Below are 16,195 nucleotides of genomic sequence, written 5' to 3'. Positions count from 1 at the left end.
TTACGTTGACAGCAACCGCGGACGGCCGGCTCGACCCTGAGTACGATTCCGAGCCGGTCGCGGTGGGCGACCGCCCCCCGACCCTGCTGGGTGCGGGGCGGTGGCAGCCCGAGGACACCGACCAGCTCCGGCCGGCCGGTGAGGCGGAACTCCGGCCCGCCGACGCGCGCGAGGCCCTAGCGCGCGCGACCACCCACCTGCTCTCGCTGCAGTCCGCCGAGGGCTGGTGGAAGGGCGACCTGGAGACCAACGTCACCATGGACGCGGAGGACTTACTGCTCCGCCAGTTCCTGGGCATCAGGACCGAGGAGCAGACCCGGGCCACCGCCGAGTGGATCCGCTCCCAGCAGCGGGAGGACGGCACCTGGGCCACCTTCCACGGCGGGCCGCCCGAGCTGTCCACCACCGTCGAGGCGTACGTCGCCCTCAAGCTCGCCGGCGACGACCCGAACGCCCCGCACATGCTGGCCGCCGCGCGCTACGTCCGCTCCGCCGGGGGCATCGCGGCCGCCCGGGTGTTCACCCGGATCTGGCTCGCGCTCTTCGGCTGGTGGCCCTGGGAACGGCTGCCGGAGATGCCGCCGGAGATCATCTTCCTGCCCAAGTGGCTGCCGCTGAACATCTACGCCTTCGGCTGCTGGGCCCGCCAGACCATCGTCCCGTTGACCGTCGTCTCGGCCCACCGCCCGGTCCGTCCGGCCCCCTTCCAGCTCACCGAACTGCACACCGACCCGGACCACCCCTACCCCGAGCGGCCGCTCGCCCCCGCCACCAGCTGGGACGGTCTGTTCGAGCGCCTCGACAAGGCGCTGCACGCCTACCACCGCCGGGCCTTCCGGCCGCTGCGCCGGCTCGCCGTCTCCCAGGCCTGCCGCTGGATCGTCGAGCGGCAGGAGGCGGACGGCTGCTGGGGCGGCATCCAGCCCCCGGCCGTCTACTCGCTGATCGCCCTGCACCTGGAGGGCTACGAGCTGGAGCACCCGGTGATGAAGGCCGGGCTCTCCTCCTTCGACCGCTTCACCGTGCACACCGAGGACGGCATGCGCTGGATGGAGGCCTGCCAGTCCCCGGTCTGGGACACCTGCCTGGCCACCATCGCGCTGGTCGACGCCGGGGTGCCGGCCGATCACCCGGCGCTGGTCTCCGCCGTCGACTGGATGCTCGGCGAGGAGATCAGCAAGCGCGGCGACTGGTCCGTCCAGCGGCCCGGGCTGCCGGCCGGCGGCTGGGCCTTCGAGTTCGAGAACGACACCTACCCCGACATCGACGACACCGCCGAGGTGGTGCTCGCGCTGCGCCGGGTCGCCCACCCCGACCAGGCCAAGGTCGACGCGGCGGTGGACCGGGGCGTGCTCTGGAACCTCGGCATGCAGTCCAAGAACGGCGCCTGGGGCGCCTTCGACGTCGACAACACCAGCCTGCTGCCCAACAAGCTGCCGTTCTGCGACTTCGGCGAGGTGGTCGACCCGCCGTCCGCCGACGTCACCGCCCACGTGGTGGAGATGCTCGCCGAGACCGGCCGGGCCCGGGACCCGCGGACTCGGCGCGGCATCGAGTGGCTGCTGCGCAACCAGGAGGCGGACGGCTCCTGGTTCGGCCGCTGGGGCACCAACTACATCTATGGCACCGGCTCGGTGCTGCCCGCCCTGGTCGCGGCCGGCGTCCCGGACGAGCACCCGGCGATCCGCCGGGCGGTGCGCTGGCTGGAGGACCGGCAGAACGCCGACGGCGGCTGGGGCGAGGACATGCGTTCCTACGACGACCCGGAGCGCTGGGCCGGGCGGGGCGACTCCACCGCCTCGCAGACCGCGTGGGCGCTGATGGCGCTGCTCGCGGCCGGTGAGGGCCCGGACGGCCGGGCCAACCCGTCGGTGGAGCGCGGCGTGGACTGGCTGGTGCGCACCCAGCTGCCCGAGGGCACCTGGGACGAACCGCAGTTCACCGGCACCGGGTTTCCGTGGGACTTCTCCATCAACTACCACCTGTACCGGCTGGTCTTCCCGGTCACCGCGCTCGGCCGCTACTTCAACGGCGCTCCCGGCATGGCGAAGCCGAGCGGTACCCCGGCGATCGGGGCGGCGCGGTGACCACCGCCCCCCTGCTGGTGCTCTGCGCACTGGGCCCCGAGGTCTGGGCCCTGCGCGGCGGTGACTGGCGCGGCGCCGCCGGCGGCCCCCCGGTGCTGGTGCGCACCGGGGTCGGCCGGCGGCGCGCCGGGCTGGCCGTCCGACGGGTGCTCAGCTCCGCCCCGGGCGGCTACGGCGCCGTCGTGGTCGCCGGATTCGGCGCCGCCGTCGGCCCGGGCGTGGCGTCGGGCGAGGTGGTGGCCGCCGACGGCGTGCGCGATGCCGAGGGCCACCTGTACCCGGTCGACTCCGGGCCGGAGCTGGCCCGGGCGCTCAAGGAGCACGGGCTGACCGTGCACACCGGGGTGCACCACACTGCCGACCACGTGGTGCGCGGCATCGAGCGGCGAGCGCTGCACTTGCAGGGCGCGCTCGCCGTCGACATGGAGGCCGCCGCCGTCCTGTCCGCGCTGCGGGAGGTGCGCCCGGCGCTGCCCGTCGCCGTCCTGCGGGTGGTGGTGGACACCCCCGAGCACGAGCTGCTGCGGCCCGGCACCCTGCCGGCCGGGGTGCGCGCCTGGCGGACCCTGCGGGCGACGGTACCCGCCCTGGTCGACTGGTACCGACAGGAGCCCGGGACCGGCTCCGCAGACCTGAACCACCCCACATCCTCGACGCTCCCCCAGGAGGCGAGCTAGCCATGGCCATGCCGTTGCGCCAGACCGTGCGGGTCGGCACCTACCTGCTGCAGCAGAAGCTGCTCAAGCGCCGGGACAAGTTCCCGCTGATCGTCGAGCTGGAACCGCTGTTCGCGTGCAACCTGGCCTGCGAGGGCTGCGGCAAGATCCAGCACCCGGCGGGCGTCCTCAAGCAGCGGATGCCCGTCGCGCAGGCGGTCGGCGCGGTCCTGGAGTCGGGTGCCCCGATGGTCTCGATCGCCGGCGGCGAGCCGCTGATGCACCCGCAGATCGACGAGATCGTCCGACAACTGGTCGAGCACCGCAAGTATGTCTTCCTCTGCACCAACGCGCTGCTGTTGCGCAAGAAGATTGACAAGTTCAAGCCCTCGCCGTACTTCACCTTCGCCGTGCACATCGACGGCCTGCGCGAGCGGCACGACGAGTCGGTGGCCAAGGAGGGCACCTTCGACGAGGCGGTGGCCGCGATCAAGGAGGCCAAGCGGCGCGGTTTCCGGGTCACCACCAACAGCACCTTCTTCAACACCGACACCGCGCAGACGGTCATCGACGTACTCGACTACCTCAACGACGAGTTGAAGGTGGACGAGATGATGATCTCCCCGGCCTACGCCTACGAGAAGGCCCCCGACCAGGAGCACTTCCTCGGCGTCGAGCAGACCCGCGAGCTGTTCCGCAAGGCCTTCGCCGGCGGCAACCGCCAGCGCTGGCGGCTCAACCACAGCCCGCTCTTCCTGGACTTCCTGGAGGGCAAGGCCGACTTCGAGTGCACCCCCTGGGGAATCCCCAACTACTCGCTGTTCGGCTGGCAGCGGCCCTGCTACCTGATGGCCGACGGCTACGTGCCGACCTACCGCGAGCTGGTCGAGAAGACCGACTGGAGCAAGTACGGCCGCGGCAAGGACCCGCGCTGCGAGAACTGCATGGCCCACTGCGGCTACGAGCCGACCGCCGTCCTCGCGACCATGGGCTCCCTCCAGCAGTCGCTGCGCGCCATCACCGAGACCGTCAGCGCCAACCGCGGGCACTGAGCCCGGTCGTGCTCAGTCCGGCCCGGGCCGCGGCGCCCGGGCCGGCCCCGCCCCGCGGGCGGAGTCACCACCGCACCGCATCGAGTCGTGAGGTGTACCCGTGTCACTGCTCTCCCGCGTCACATCCCCGGCCGAGCTGCGCAAGCTGCCCGCGTCCGAACTCCCGCTGCTCGCCGACGAGATCCGCGACTTCCTGATCGACGCCGTCACCCGCACCGGCGGCCACCTCGGGCCCAACCTCGGCGTGGTGGAGCTGACCATCGCGCTGCATCGGGTCTTCGACTCGCCGTACGACCGGATCGTCTTCGACACCGGGCACCAGAGCTACGTCCACAAGCTGCTCACCGGCCGCCAGGACTTCTCGAAACTGCGGACGAAGGGCGGGCTGTCCGGCTACCCGTCGCGTGCCGAGTCCGAACACGACCTGGTCGAGAACTCGCACGCCTCCACCGCGCTCTCCTACGCCGACGGGCTGGCCAAGGCCGCCCAGCTGCTCGGCCAGCACGACCGGCACACCGTCGCGGTGATCGGCGACGGCGCGCTCACCGGCGGGCTCGCCTGGGAGGCGCTCAACAACATCGCCGAGGCGCGCGACCGGCCGCTGGTCATCGTCGTCAACGACAACGAGCGCTCCTACGCCAGGACCATCGGCGGCCTGGCCAACCACCTGGCCACCCTGCGCACCGCCCAGGGCTACGAGCGCTTCCTCGCCCTCGGCAAGGAGGCGCTGCAGCGCACCCCGCTGGTCGGCCAGCCGATCTTCGACGCGCTGCACGGCGCCAAGAAGGGGTTCAAGGACGCCTTCGCGCCGCAGGGCATGTTCGAGGACCTCGGGCTCAAGTACCTCGGGCCGATCGACGGCCATGATCTGGGCGCGGTCGAACAGGCGCTGCGCCAGGCCCGCAACTTCGGCGGCCCGGTCATCGTGCACTGCCTGACCGTCAAGGGGCGTGGCTACCTGCCGGCCGAGCGGGACGAGGCCGACCGCTTTCACGCCGTCAACCCGATCGACCCGTACACCTGCTTGCCGATCTCGCCCAGCGCCGGGGTCTCCTGGACCTCCGTGTTCGGCGCGGAACTGGTCGAGCTCGGCGCCGAGCGGCCCGAGCTGGTGGCGATCACCGCCGCGATGCTCCAGCCGGTCGGGCTGGGACCGTTCGCCAAGGCCTACCCGGACCGGACCTTCGACGTCGGGATCGCCGAGCAGCACGCCGTCACCAGCGCGGCGGGCCTGGCCACCGGCGGGCTGCACCCGGTGGTCGCGGTGTACTCGACCTTCCTCAACCGGGCCTTCGACCAGGTGCTGATGGACGTCGCCCTCCACCGGCTGGGCGTCACCTTCGTGCTCGACCGCTCCGGGGTGACCGGGCCGGACGGTGCCTCGCACAACGGCATGTGGGACATGTCGATCCTCCAGGTCGTCCCCGGACTGCGGCTGGCCGCGCCGCGCGACGCCGACCAGCTGCGGGCTCAGCTGCGCGAGGCCGTCGCGGTCGAGGACGCCCCCACCGTGGTGCGCTTCCCCAAGGGGAACGTCGGGCCCGCCGTCGCGGCGATCGACCGGATCGGCGGGATGGACGTGCTGCTGCGCACCGGCGCGCTGCCGGAGATCCTGCTGGTCGCCGTCGGCACCACCGCCTCGGCCTGCCTGGACGCCGCCCGGCTGCTGCTCGCTGAGGGCTTCACCGCGACCGTGGTCGACCCGCGCTGGGTCAAGCCGGTGGATCCTGCGCTGCCCGAACTCGCCGCCGTCCACCGGCTGGTGGTCACCGTCGAGGACAACGGCCGGATCGGCGGCGTCGGTTCGGTCGTCTCCCAGGCGCTGCGCGACGCCGACGTGGACGTCCCGGTGCGGGTGCTGGGCCTGCCGCAGGAGTTCCTCGGCCACGCGGCGCGCGGGGAGATCCTGGAGGAGACCGGCCTGACCGGCACCGGGGTCGCGGCCCAGACCGCTGTCTTCGCCAAGAACCTGCTACCGACCCGAGGAGCGAATCCGCGCCATGCCGGTTGACCCAGACCGCCCCGCCTTCGACCTCGCCGCCCTCGTCGCCGAACGCGGCGGTGAGCGCTACGAGTTGCACAGCCGGTACCTCAACCCGCAGCTGCCGCGGATGCTCCACACCATCGGCTTCGACAAGTACTACGAGCGCGCCGAAGGCCAGTACTTCTACGACGCCGAGGGCAACGAGTACCTCGACATGCTGGCCGGCTTCGGCATCTTCGCGCTCGGCCGCCACCACCCGGTGGTGCGCTCGGCGATCCAGCAGGTGATGGACCTGGACCTGCCGGACCTGGTCCGCTTCGACTGCTCGCCGCTGCCCGGACTGCTGGCCGAGCGGCTGCTGTCGTACGCGCCGGGGCTGGACCGGGTGTTCTTCGGCAACAGCGGCACCGAGGCGGTGGAGACCGCGCTCAAGTTCGCCCGGTACGCCACCGGGCGCAAGCGGATCCTCTACGCCGACCACGCCTTCCACGGGCTGACCACCGGCTCGCTCTCGGTCAACGGCGAGAGCGGCTTCCGCAAGGGCTTCGACCCGCTGCTGCCGGACACCGCCATCCCGCTCGGCGACATCGGCGCGCTGGCCAAGGAGTTGAAGCGCGGCGACGTCGCGGCGCTGATCGTCGAGCCGATCCAGGGCAAGGGCGTCCAGGCGCCGCCGCCCGGCTGGCTGCGCGCCGCCCAGGCGCTGCTGCACGAGCACAGGGCGCTGCTGATCTGCGACGAGGTGCAGACCGGGATCGGCCGCACCGGCGAGTTCTTCGCCTACCAGAGCGAGGAAGGCGTGCTGCCCGACCTGGTGTGCGTCGCCAAGGCGCTCTCCGGCGGGTACGTGCCGGTCGGGGCGACGCTCGGCAAGAGCTGGATCTTCGAGAAGGTGTACTCCTCGATGGACCGGGTGCTGGTGCACTCGGCCAGCTTCGGGTCCAACGCCCAGGCGATGGCGGCGGGGCTGGCGACCCTGGCGGTGATGCGCGACGAGAAGGTGGTGGAGAACGCCCGGCAGGTCGGCGACCGGTTCCGCGAGCGGCTGGTCGCGCTGGTCGACAAGTACGAGCTGCTCGCCGAGGTGCGCGGCCGCGGGCTGATGATCGGCATCGAGTTCGGCCGGCCCAAGTCGCTGAAGCTGCGCACCGGGTGGACCGCCCTGCAGGCTGCGCGCAAGGGGCTGTTCGCGCAGATGGTGGTCGTCCCGCTGCTGCGGCGGCACCGGATCCTGACCCAGGTGTCCGGAGACCACCTGGAAGTGATCAAGCTGATCCCGCCGCTGATCATCACCGACCGGGACGTGGACCGGTTCGTGGACGCCTTCACCGAGATCATGGACGAGGCGCACCGGGGGAACGGCCTGATGTGGGACTTCGGGCGGACGCTGGTGAAGCAGGCGGTCGGCAACCGCTGACGGCCCGTCCCCGTGCCGGGAGTGGGCAGTCGGCCGGGCCGGCTGCCCACTCCGTGGGAGACACCGCGTCAGAGCTCGGTCCGGCGGCGCCGGATGACCACCACGAGATCGACGGCGGCGAACAGGGTGAGCAGGCCGAGGGCGACGGCGAATCCGGTGAGGGTGCCCCGGCTGGGAGCGCCGTTGACGGGGGAGACGGCCGCCCAGACGGCGAAGCCCACGGTGCTCAACGCGAACAGCGGGGTGAAGGTGAGCGAGAGCAGGTAGCGGAGCTTGAGGTCGCTGCGGGCGGTGGACGGCTCGGTTCCGCTGCGCCACCGTCGTGGGGTCGTGGTGCGCATGGCCGTCACCTCCGGGCCGCGCGGGTGGGGGCTACGATTCCAGCGTACGTCCGAGCGGGCGAGCCGGGGGAGGCGTGGTGACGGGGTCGGACAGCGCGGGGGCGGGCGCGATGGGGGAGGACGCCGAGGGGTACGCGGGGCTGCGGATCGAGCGCGCCCGGGAGTTGGCCCGGCGGCACGGCTGGGCCTCGGTCCGCGTACTGGAGCCCGGGCAGATGATCACCATGGAGTACCGGGAGGGGCGGCTCAACCTCGCGGTGCGGGACGGTGTGGTCGAGCGCAGCTGGGAGGGGTAGCGCCGCCGGTGGGCCGGGCGTGCGGGGTTCGGGTGTGTGCAGGCCGGGGCAGCCGTCGGGGTCAGCGGGTGAACCGGCGGTGGAGGCGTTGTTCGGCGGTGGCGACCAGCGGTTCCAGCAGCGGCAGTGAGAGCAGCACCAGCAGCCCGGCGGCCCAGCCGGCCAGTACGTCGCTGACCCAGTGGGTGCCCAGGTAGACCGTGGTCAGGCCGATCGAGCAGGCGGTGGCGGCGGCGATCAGCGCGCCGATGCGCCGCCAGCGGACCGCGAGGTAGGCGAGCACGCCCCAGGTGACCACGGCGTTGGCGGTGTGCCCGGAGGGGAAGATGGTGCCACCGGAGAAGAGCTCGGGCGAGCCGACGTACTGGGCGTAGTGCGGCCCGAGCCGACCGGTGACGATCTTGACCGCGCCGACCGTGATGTTGAGCAGCAGCAGAGCGACGCCCATCACCAGCAGCGGGCGCAGCCGCCCGAGGCGGTGGGCGCGCCAGGTGAGCCAGACGAAGGCGGCGATGGCGCTGGGCCCGCGCTGCCCGGCGACCACCCAGGTGGCGAGCAGCGGCTCCAGGCTGGGCCACCGGTCGTAGGGGCGGAGCAGGCGGACCGACCAGTCGAGGTCGACCAGGTCGGTGTTGAGCAGGACTCCGGCCAGCACCAGCAGGTAGACGCCGCAGGTGGCGGCGAGCAGGGCGGCCCGGCGGCGGCTTATCGGGGGCCAGCCGAGCTCGTCGCGACGGGGGGCCACCCCCTCGGGGGCGCGGTCGGGACTCCGGAGTTCCCGGTGGTCGGCGGTGCGGCGTTCCGACTCCTGTCGCGGAATGCGGGCGGCGATACTTCTGGATTGCACGGGGTGACCTTACCCATCCGACCGGGGCTATTTCGGAGGGAATTGTCATCTTCCCGCGAAATCGACAATTGGGTCGTCCGCGAGGTGGCCCGGGGAGTGATTTCCAGTATTTCGGGATCGAAAACCAGTGTGGTCTTCGAATGATTCTCCAAAAGCCCCGGTAAAGAAAACGGGGCGGGAGGCCGGTCCGCCCGGCCTCCCACCCCGTGGTAACCCTGTGTAGGTTCCGTGCTCAGTCGAGGGGGCCGCCCGCCACGTAGATCACCTGTCCGGAGACGAAGCCGGCGCCCTCGCTGGCGAGGAACGAGATGGTGTGGGCGACATCCTCGGGCTCGCCGACCCGCTGGACCGGGATCTGAGCGGCCGCGGCCCGCTTGAAGTCTTCGAAGTCCATGCCGACCCGGGCCGCGGTGGCTGCTGTCATGTCAGTGGCGATAAAGCCGGGGGCGACCGCGTTGGCGGTGATGCCGAACTTGCCCAGCTCAATGGCCAAAGTCTTGGTGAAGCCTTGGAGTCCGGCCTTGGCGGCGGAGTAGTTGGCCTGGCCGCGGTTGCCCTGGGCCGACGAGGAGGACAGGTTGACGATGCGCCCGAAACCGGCGTCGACCATGTGCTTCTGCACCGCGCGGGTCATCAGGAAGGCGCCGCGCAGGTGGACGTTCATGACCGTGTCCCAGTCGGACTCGGACATCTTGAAGAGGAGGTTGTCGCGGAGCACGCCCGCGTTGTTGACCAGCACGACCGGGGCGCCGAGCTCGGCGACCACGCGGTCGACGGCCGCCTGGACCTGCTCGGCGTCCGAGACATCGGCGCCGACGGCCAGCCGGACGGCGGTGGCGGCGCCCAGGCCGCGGGCGGCGCCGGTGACGACGGCGACCCGGGTGGCGGTGCTCTGCTCGGTCATGCGCGCTCTCGTCTCTCTCGGGGTGCCTCCGGGGGAGTGCCCCCGGAGAGGGTGCCCACACCCTACCGGCGGGTAGGGGGCGCGGCCAGGGTGGAGAGGCGCAGGTGACGGTCGGTAAGGACCGACCGGTCGGCTTTCTGCTGAGAACGGGTTACCGCAAGGGCTTGGCGGCGCGTAAATATGCCAATGTTGCCGAACCTGCGTCTACTATCCGCCCCTGCCTGCCAGCAAGGGCCCGCCGTTTGTATAGTGTCCGCCAGCAGCCACCGGCTGCACGGCTGGAGCGCCCTCCCTCATAGCTGGACGCCCACTCGCCGTTACTGCCCCACCCGGGTGTCCCACACACACCGGGTGTGACATCGGGACGGATACATGGTGCTGGGGGAGATCCCGACAACCCGCGTGTCGGCGCGACTGCAGCAGTCGCCCGGACACCTCATTCGCGTTGCGCAGCAGGTTCACACCCGGCTGTGGTCCGAGCACGTCGGAGCCGATCTCACGGCTCCGCAGTTCGCGGTCCTGCTGGTGCTCGCCCTCGAACCGGGCGCGGACCAGCGCACGGTCGGCGAGCGTGCCTCGCTCGACAAGGCCACGATGGCGGAGATGGTCGCGCGGCTGGTCCGCCGCGGCCTCGTGCTGCGAAGGCGTGACCCGGCCGACGGCAGGCGCAAGCTGCTCGCGCTCTCGCAGAGCGGCGCCCAGGCGGTGCGCGAGGCCACCGGTGGTGTGGTCCGCGTGCAGCGGGTGCTGTTCGAGCCGCTCACCCCGGACGAGCAGGTCGAGGTCGTCCGGGTGATGGCCAAGATAGCCAGGCTGGAGCCCGCCGCGGTCGCCGTGTTCTCGGACGCGCGGCCGATACTGGACGCCCAGCGGGCGATCGGCTACCTGATCAGGGTCGGCCAGCAGGTGCACACCAAGCTCTGGTCGGAGCACGTCGGCGCGGAGCTGACGGCCCCGCAGTACGCCGTGCTGGACGCGCTGGAGCTGGAGCCGGGCGCGGACCAGCGCACGGTCGGCGAGCTGGCCTCGCTGGACAAGGCCACGATGGCCGAGATGGTCAGCCGGCTGGTGCGCCGCGGTCTGGTGCAGCGTCGGCGCGACCCCTCGGACGGCCGCCGCAACCTGCTGTCGCTCTCGCCGGCGGGTCAGGACCTGCTGCACCGCTCGGCCGCCGGAGTGGCCGAGGTTCAGCGGCTGCTGCTTGCGCCGCTGGAGGAGGAGGAGCACGAGGCCGCGCTCGCGCTCATCGCCAAGGCCGCCAGGCTCTAGGCAAAGCCTGTGTAAGCCCAGCCAAAACGATTCGCCAAGGCATCTGAGATCTGCGGCCGCCGGTGAATCCGGGCACACCGAAGTACCGCCCCTCTCTGATCGGGATGGGCGGTACTTCGATATGACTGGCCGTCGGCCAGTGTTCTCCCTGGCGGGGACGCGGCACCGCGTGGCGGCCGGCGCCCCCGCGTCGGGCGTCAGTTCCAGTCGAACCCCTGCGGGTCCGGGCCGATCCGCTTGCCGGTGGCGACGGCGGCGATCGCCGTGAGGTCCTCGGCGTCCAGCTCGAAGCCGGTGACGTCCAGGTTCTCGCGGATGCGGGACGGGGTGACCGACTTCGGGATGGCGATCACGCCGTTCTGCAGGTGCCAGCGGAGCACCACCTGTGCGACCGTACGGCCGTGCTTCTCGGCGATCTTCACCAGCGCCGGCTCGGCCAGCAGCTCGCCGCCCTGGCCCAGCGGGCTCCACGCCTCGGTAGCGATGCCGTGCTGGGCGTGGAAGGCGCGCAGCTCCTCCTGCGGGAAGTACGGGTGCAGCTCGACCTGGTTCAGCACCGGGACGACCGAGGCCTCGTCCAGTACCCGGGTCAGCTGCTCGGCGCCGAAGTTGGAGACGCCGATCGACTTGGCCCGCCCGTCCGCCTTCAGCTGCTCCAGGGCCTTCCAGACGTTCAGGTAGCTGCCGTGCATCGGGCGCGGCCAGTGGATCAGGTACAGGTCGATGTAGTCGAGGCCGAGCTTGGCCAGCGAGGCGTCGAACTCGCGCAGCACCGCGTCCCGGCCCTGCTCGCCGGACCAGTCCCGGGTGCCCGAGTTCCACAGCTTGGTGGTGATGTAGAGGTCCTCGCGGGCGACGCCGCCCGCCAGGGCCTCGGCGATCGCCGCGCCGGTGCCGGCCTCGTTCTCGTAGATCGCCGCGGTGTCGATGGAGCGGTAGCCCGCCTCGATCGCGGTGCGGACGGCGGCGGTGGCCTCGTCGTCCGGGACCTGCCACACGCCGAAGCCGAGCTGGGGGATGGAAGCGCCGTCGTTCAGGGTGACGCTGGGGATGTTGCTCACGGGAAGGGGTGCCCTCTCCTGGTGGTTGCTGGTTCCAGTGGGGGCAACTGGCGCCCCGAGGCGATTGTTCCCGCCGGTCGGGCGAATCCTTGGCGAAGCTTTACGACGGCGTGGCGTGCGCCCGGGCCGTCAGCGACGGGCGGCGGCCGCGCCGGTGCCGGGCTGTCAGCGGGCTGTCAGCGGGACGCCAGTGGGTCCTCGACGGGCCTGGGGGCGGGGCACCGAGATCGGGCGCGACGAAAAACCTGTTGCGTGGATCACATCGGGCTTGGCAGGCTCACTGACATGACCTCCTGAGATCCGGGCCCTTCGTGCCCAACCCTTGTCCGTCCGGCCTCTCCCCGGACGTGTGGACGTCGCCGCGCCGCTGCGCCGCGCGCCCTTCGCCCGTTCCGTCGGGTCCGTGCCTGTGCGCCCTCGCGGCCCTCCGCACGCGCCCGCACCCTCGCGCCCCCGCACCTCCGCGCCTTCCGCACCTTCCGCATCGGAGTGTCATGCTGCTCACCCCTCTGCCGCTGGCCGATCCCGGCAGTCCCGACCTCTCCTCACCCCTGGCCTTCCTGCGCTGGCTGCAGCGCGCCCAGCGGCGCGGGCAGGTGCTCGCCACCTGCTGGGCGCTGCTGGGGATGAGCGCCCAGGCCGCGATGCCGATAGCGCTCGGGCGCGGCGTGCAGGCCGCCGTGGACGGCGACGCCGCCGGGCTCTGGCGGGCCGGCGCGCTCGGGCTGCTGCTGTCCGCGGCCGCCGCGCTCGGCGCCGTGCTGCTGCACCGGCAGGCGGTCTGGAACTGGATCCACGCCGCCTGCCAGGTGCGGCAGTTGGTCGCCGGGCAGGCCTCCCGCCTGGGGGCCGGGCTGTCCCGCCGGATCGCCACCGGCGAGGTGGTCGCGGTCGGCAGCGGGGACGTCGAGCGGATCGGCTGGTACGTCGAGCTGGTCGCCCGGGTCCGGGCCGCGGTGATCGTCTGGCTGGCCGTCAGCTCGGCGGTGCTGGTGGTCGAACCGGTGCTCGGGATCGGGGTGCTGCTCGGCGTCCCGGTGCTGGCCGCCTCGGTCTGGCCGCTGATCGGGCCGTTCGAGCGGCGCTACGAGAAGCAGCGCGAGCTCGGCGGCAAGGCCGCCGAGCTGGCCGCCGACACGGTGGCCGGGCTGCGGGTGCTGCGCGGCATCGGCGGCGAGGAGCTGTTCCTGGAGCGGTACCGGGTGGCCTCCCAGAAGGTCCGGTCGGCCGCGGTGCGCTCGGCCCGGGTCTGGTCGCTGATGCAGGCCCAACAGATCCTGCTGCCGGGCCTGTTCGTGGTCGGGGTGACATGGTACGGCGCCCGGCTGGCGGCCTCCGGCGAGCTCGCCGTCGGCACCCTGATCGCGGTGTACGGCGCGACCGCCTTCCTGGCCGAGCCGCTGCGGATCCTTGGTGAGGCGGCGCACGCCTGGAGCGTCGCCCGGGTCTCCGCCGGGCGGGCCGTGCGGGTGCTCTCGCTCAACCGGACCAGTGCAGCGGCCGGGGCCGCGCTGACCCGGCCCGGCAAGGCCGACCTGTACGACCCGGCGACCGGGCTGACCGCCCGGGCCGGTGAGCTGACCGTGGTGGTCTGCGGGGACCCGGACTTCGCCGGGGCGCTCGCCGAGCGGCTCGGCGGGCACGTCCCGACGGCCGAGGGGGAGGAGCCGTCGGCCGAGGCCGAGGAGGCGCTGCCCTCCGTCCGGCTCGGCGGCACGGAGCTGGACGCGGTGCCGCTGTCCGAGGCCCGGGCGGCGGTGCTGGTCCACGACAAGGAGCCGGTGCTGCTCTCCGGCACCCTCGCCGAGCTGTTGGACATCCCGTCCTCGGGCCGGGTCCCGGTGGCCGAGGCGCTGGTCGCGGCCCGCTGCGAGGACGTGCTGGAGGCACTGGCGGACGGCTCGCCGGACTGCGGGGGCGACCCGATGCGCGCCCTCGTCACCGAGCGGGGACGCTCGCTCTCCGGCGGGCAGCGCCAGCGGCTGGCCCTGGCCCGCGCACTGCTGGCGGACCCGCCGGTCCTGGTGCTGGACGAGCCCACCAGCGCGGTGGACGCCCACACCGAGTCCCGGATCGCCACCGGGCTGCGGGACACCCGGGCGGGGCGCACCACCGTGGTGTTCGCGACCAGCCCGCTGCTGCTCGACCAGGCCGATCGGGTGGTGCTGCTGCAGGGCGGCCGGGCGGTCGTGGCAGGGCGGCACCGCGAGCTGATGCGCACCGAGCCGGCGTACCGGGCCGTGGTCACCCGGGACGAGGAGAGTGCCCCGGTCCCGCCCCGAGTCGAAGGGCGCGCCGGTGCCGAGAGCGAGGAACGACCAGCGACCGACGGAGGAGGGAGTGCCGGAGCGAAGAGCGTCGGCACCGGACCGGAAGCGCCCGGAGACGAGCAAGCGAGTCACGGAGTCGGTGAGACCGCCCGCGTCAACTGTCCGGTACCGCACGCGAGGAGTACGTCATGAAGCCCCCCGTCCATCAGGAGCAGGGGCCGGCCACCACCCTGCCGGTCGGCTCCCCGGCCGCCGTGCGCGGATACCTGCGGCTGCTCGCGGGGCGGCACCGGGGCGGGTTCGCCGGGGTGGTGGCGCTGCACTCGGTGGCCACCCTGGCCGGGCTGGTCGGGCCCTGGGTGCTCGGCAGCCTGGTCGAGTCGCTGACCACCGGCACGGCCGGGGCCACCATCGCGGTGGCGGTCGGCTGGTACCTGCTGGCCCTGATGGTGCAGTCCGCGTTCACCGGCTGGTCGCGGATGCGTGGCGCCGTCCTCGGTGAACGGGTGCTGGCCGACCTGCGGGAGGACTTCCTGGTCCGCTCGGTCGCGCTGCCCACCGGTGTGCTGGAGCGGGCCGGCACCGGGGACCTGGTCTCCCGGGGCACCACCGACATCGACCGGCTGGACAAGTCGGTGCGCGAGGCGGTGCCCGAACTCGCCGTCGCCGTCGTGTCGTTGCTGCTGGTGCTCGGCGCCCTGCTGGTCACCTCGCCGCTGCTCGCGCTGACCTCGCTGGTCGGCTTGCCGCTGCTGCTGGTCAGCTCCCGCTGGTACTTCCGGCGCGCGCCGCAGTCCTACCGCAACGAGTCGGCCGGGTACGCCGCGGTGAGCAACGTGCTGGCCGAAACGGTGGACGCCGGGCGGACGGTGGAGGCGCTGCGGCTGGGCGAGCAGCGGGTCCGGCTGACCGACCGCAAGCTGCGCCAGTGGCTGGCCTGGGAGCGGTACACCCTGTGGCTGCGCTCGGTCTGGTTCCCGACCATCGACGCGGTCTACACCTCGGCGGTGCTGGCCACCCTGATGGTAGGCGGGCTGTTCACTCTCAAGGGCTGGCTGACCGTCGGCCAGTTGACCACCGGCGTGCTGTACGCGCAGATGCTCATCGGCCCGGTGGACCTGATCCTGCGCTGGTACGACGAACTGCAGATCGGGCAGGCTTCGCTGGCCCGGCTGGTCGGTGTGCACGAGGTGCCGGAGCACCAGGGCGACGAGTCGGTGAGTCCGGACGGCCGCCGGGTCGAGGCCCGGGACGTCCGCTTCGGCTACCGTGAGGGCGCCGACGTCCTGCACGGGATCAGCCTGGACGTCGCCCCGGGCACCCGGGTCGCGCTGGTCGGCCCGTCCGGGGCGGGCAAGTCCACCCTCGGGCGGCTGCTGGCCGGCATCTACGCGCCCGGCCGGGGCAGCGTCACCCTCGGCGGGGCCGCGCTGTCCAAGATGCCGGCCGAGCGCGTCCGCGCGGAGGTCGCGTTGGTGAACCAGGAGCACCACGTGTTCGTCGGCACCCTGCGGGACAACCTGCGGCTGGCCGCGCCCGAGGCGGACGACACCGAACTGCGGGCCGCGCTGGACGCCGTGGACGCCGGGGCCTGGGTGGACGCCCTGCCGGAGGGGCTGGACACCGAGGTCGGCTCCGGCGGCACCTCGCTGACCCCGCCGCAGGCCCAGCAACTGGCCCTGGCCCGGCTGGTGCTGGCCGACCCGCACACCCTGGTGCTGGACGAGGCCACCTCGCTGCTGGACCCGCGTGCCGCCCGGCACCTGGAGCGCTCACTCTCCCGGGTGCTGGAGGGCCGGACGGTCATCGCCATCGCCCACCGGCTGCACACCGCGCACGACGCGGACGTGATCGCCGTGGTCGAGGGCGGGCGGATCAGCGAGTACGGCAGTCACCCGGACCTGGTCGCGGCAGGCGGCCCGTACGCGGCGCTGTGGCGCTCCTGGCGGGACGAGCGGTAGCGGCCGGGGGAGTTCGACGCGCTCCAGAAGACGTAGATCGGTAAACCCGC

Annotated in this window: 13 protein-coding genes; 9 read left to right on the top strand and 4 right to left on the bottom strand. The window is 72.7% G+C overall.

Annotated features, from left to right (window positions below; all coding sequences use genetic code 11):
* Positions 1-5 precede the first annotated feature (5 nt).
* The 5 genes from shc (at position 6) to ACZ3UD_RS15045 (ending at position 7,196) form a co-directional block, all read left to right on the top strand.
* A complete protein-coding gene (shc, locus tag ACZ3UD_RS15065; RefSeq protein ID WP_465586481.1) occupies positions 6-2,087 on the top strand; it encodes a squalene--hopene cyclase in 2,082 nt (693 codons plus the stop codon).
* On the top strand, positions 2,084-2,764 hold the full coding sequence (locus ACZ3UD_RS15060; RefSeq protein WP_465586478.1) for a 5'-methylthioadenosine/S-adenosylhomocysteine nucleosidase family protein: 681 nt from the start codon (positions 2,084-2,086) through the stop codon (positions 2,762-2,764). The genes shc and ACZ3UD_RS15060 overlap by 4 nt, the downstream gene beginning before the upstream one ends.
* 2 nt (positions 2,765-2,766) lie before the next feature.
* Positions 2,767-3,795, top strand: a complete 1,029-nt coding sequence (gene hpnH / locus ACZ3UD_RS15055; RefSeq protein ID WP_465586476.1) for an adenosyl-hopene transferase HpnH — start codon at positions 2,767-2,769, stop codon at positions 3,793-3,795.
* A 100-nt stretch (positions 3,796-3,895) separates the two neighbouring features.
* Positions 3,896-5,806: a 1-deoxy-D-xylulose-5-phosphate synthase gene (gene dxs / locus ACZ3UD_RS15050; protein WP_465586474.1), complete on the top strand. Its 1,911-nt coding sequence runs from the start codon at positions 3,896-3,898 to the stop codon at positions 5,804-5,806.
* Positions 5,796-7,196: an aspartate aminotransferase family protein gene (locus ACZ3UD_RS15045; RefSeq protein ID WP_465586471.1), complete on the top strand. Its 1,401-nt coding sequence runs from the start codon at positions 5,796-5,798 to the stop codon at positions 7,194-7,196. The genes dxs and ACZ3UD_RS15045 overlap by 11 nt, the downstream gene beginning before the upstream one ends.
* Positions 7,197-7,264: 68 nt before the next feature.
* Here the strand turns inward: ACZ3UD_RS15045 and ACZ3UD_RS15040 are convergent, their stop codons facing one another.
* A complete protein-coding gene (locus tag ACZ3UD_RS15040) occupies positions 7,265-7,537 on the bottom strand; it encodes a DUF6343 family protein (protein ID WP_465586468.1) in 273 nt (90 codons plus the stop codon).
* Between the two features lie 77 nt (positions 7,538-7,614).
* Between ACZ3UD_RS15040 and ACZ3UD_RS15035 the strand changes: the two genes are divergently transcribed.
* Positions 7,615-7,833, top strand: coding sequence for an I78 family peptidase inhibitor (locus ACZ3UD_RS15035; RefSeq protein WP_380612839.1), 219 nt, complete (start codon positions 7,615-7,617; stop codon positions 7,831-7,833).
* Positions 7,834-7,894: 61 nt separating this feature from the next.
* Here ACZ3UD_RS15035 and ACZ3UD_RS15030 read toward each other — a convergent pair whose 3' ends face one another.
* Together ACZ3UD_RS15030 and ACZ3UD_RS15025 are read right to left on the bottom strand one after the other, a co-directional pair.
* Complete coding sequence (locus ACZ3UD_RS15030; RefSeq protein ID WP_465586465.1) at positions 7,895-8,680, bottom strand: phosphatase PAP2 family protein; 786 nt, start codon at positions 8,678-8,680, stop codon at positions 7,895-7,897.
* A gap of 232 nt (positions 8,681-8,912) precedes the next feature.
* Positions 8,913-9,584, bottom strand: a complete 672-nt coding sequence (locus ACZ3UD_RS15025; RefSeq protein ID WP_465586462.1) for an SDR family oxidoreductase — start codon at positions 9,582-9,584, stop codon at positions 8,913-8,915.
* A 402-nt stretch (positions 9,585-9,986) separates the two neighbouring features.
* Here ACZ3UD_RS15025 and ACZ3UD_RS15020 point away from each other — a divergent pair, with 402 nt between their 5' ends.
* Positions 9,987-10,853, top strand: a complete 867-nt coding sequence (locus tag ACZ3UD_RS15020; RefSeq protein WP_465586459.1) for a MarR family winged helix-turn-helix transcriptional regulator — start codon at positions 9,987-9,989, stop codon at positions 10,851-10,853.
* 197 nt (positions 10,854-11,050) lie between these two features.
* Here the strand turns inward: ACZ3UD_RS15020 and ACZ3UD_RS15015 are convergent, their stop codons facing one another.
* Complete coding sequence (locus ACZ3UD_RS15015) at positions 11,051-11,914, bottom strand: aldo/keto reductase (RefSeq protein ID WP_465586456.1); 864 nt, start codon at positions 11,912-11,914, stop codon at positions 11,051-11,053.
* 494 nt (positions 11,915-12,408) lie between these two features.
* On the opposite strand from ACZ3UD_RS15015, the gene ACZ3UD_RS15010 reads away from it, so the two are divergent.
* Complete coding sequence (locus ACZ3UD_RS15010) at positions 12,409-14,376, top strand: ABC transporter transmembrane domain-containing protein (protein WP_465586453.1); 1,968 nt, start codon at positions 12,409-12,411, stop codon at positions 14,374-14,376.
* A complete protein-coding gene (locus ACZ3UD_RS15005; protein WP_465586450.1) occupies positions 14,373-16,145 on the top strand; it encodes an ABC transporter ATP-binding protein in 1,773 nt (590 codons plus the stop codon). Before ACZ3UD_RS15010 ends, ACZ3UD_RS15005 begins: the two co-directional genes overlap by 4 nt.
* Positions 16,146-16,195 lie beyond the last annotated feature (50 nt).

Source organism: Kitasatospora sp. NPDC023118 (genome assembly GCF_055560875.1).
This window is presented reverse-complemented; position numbering and strand designations above follow the sequence as displayed.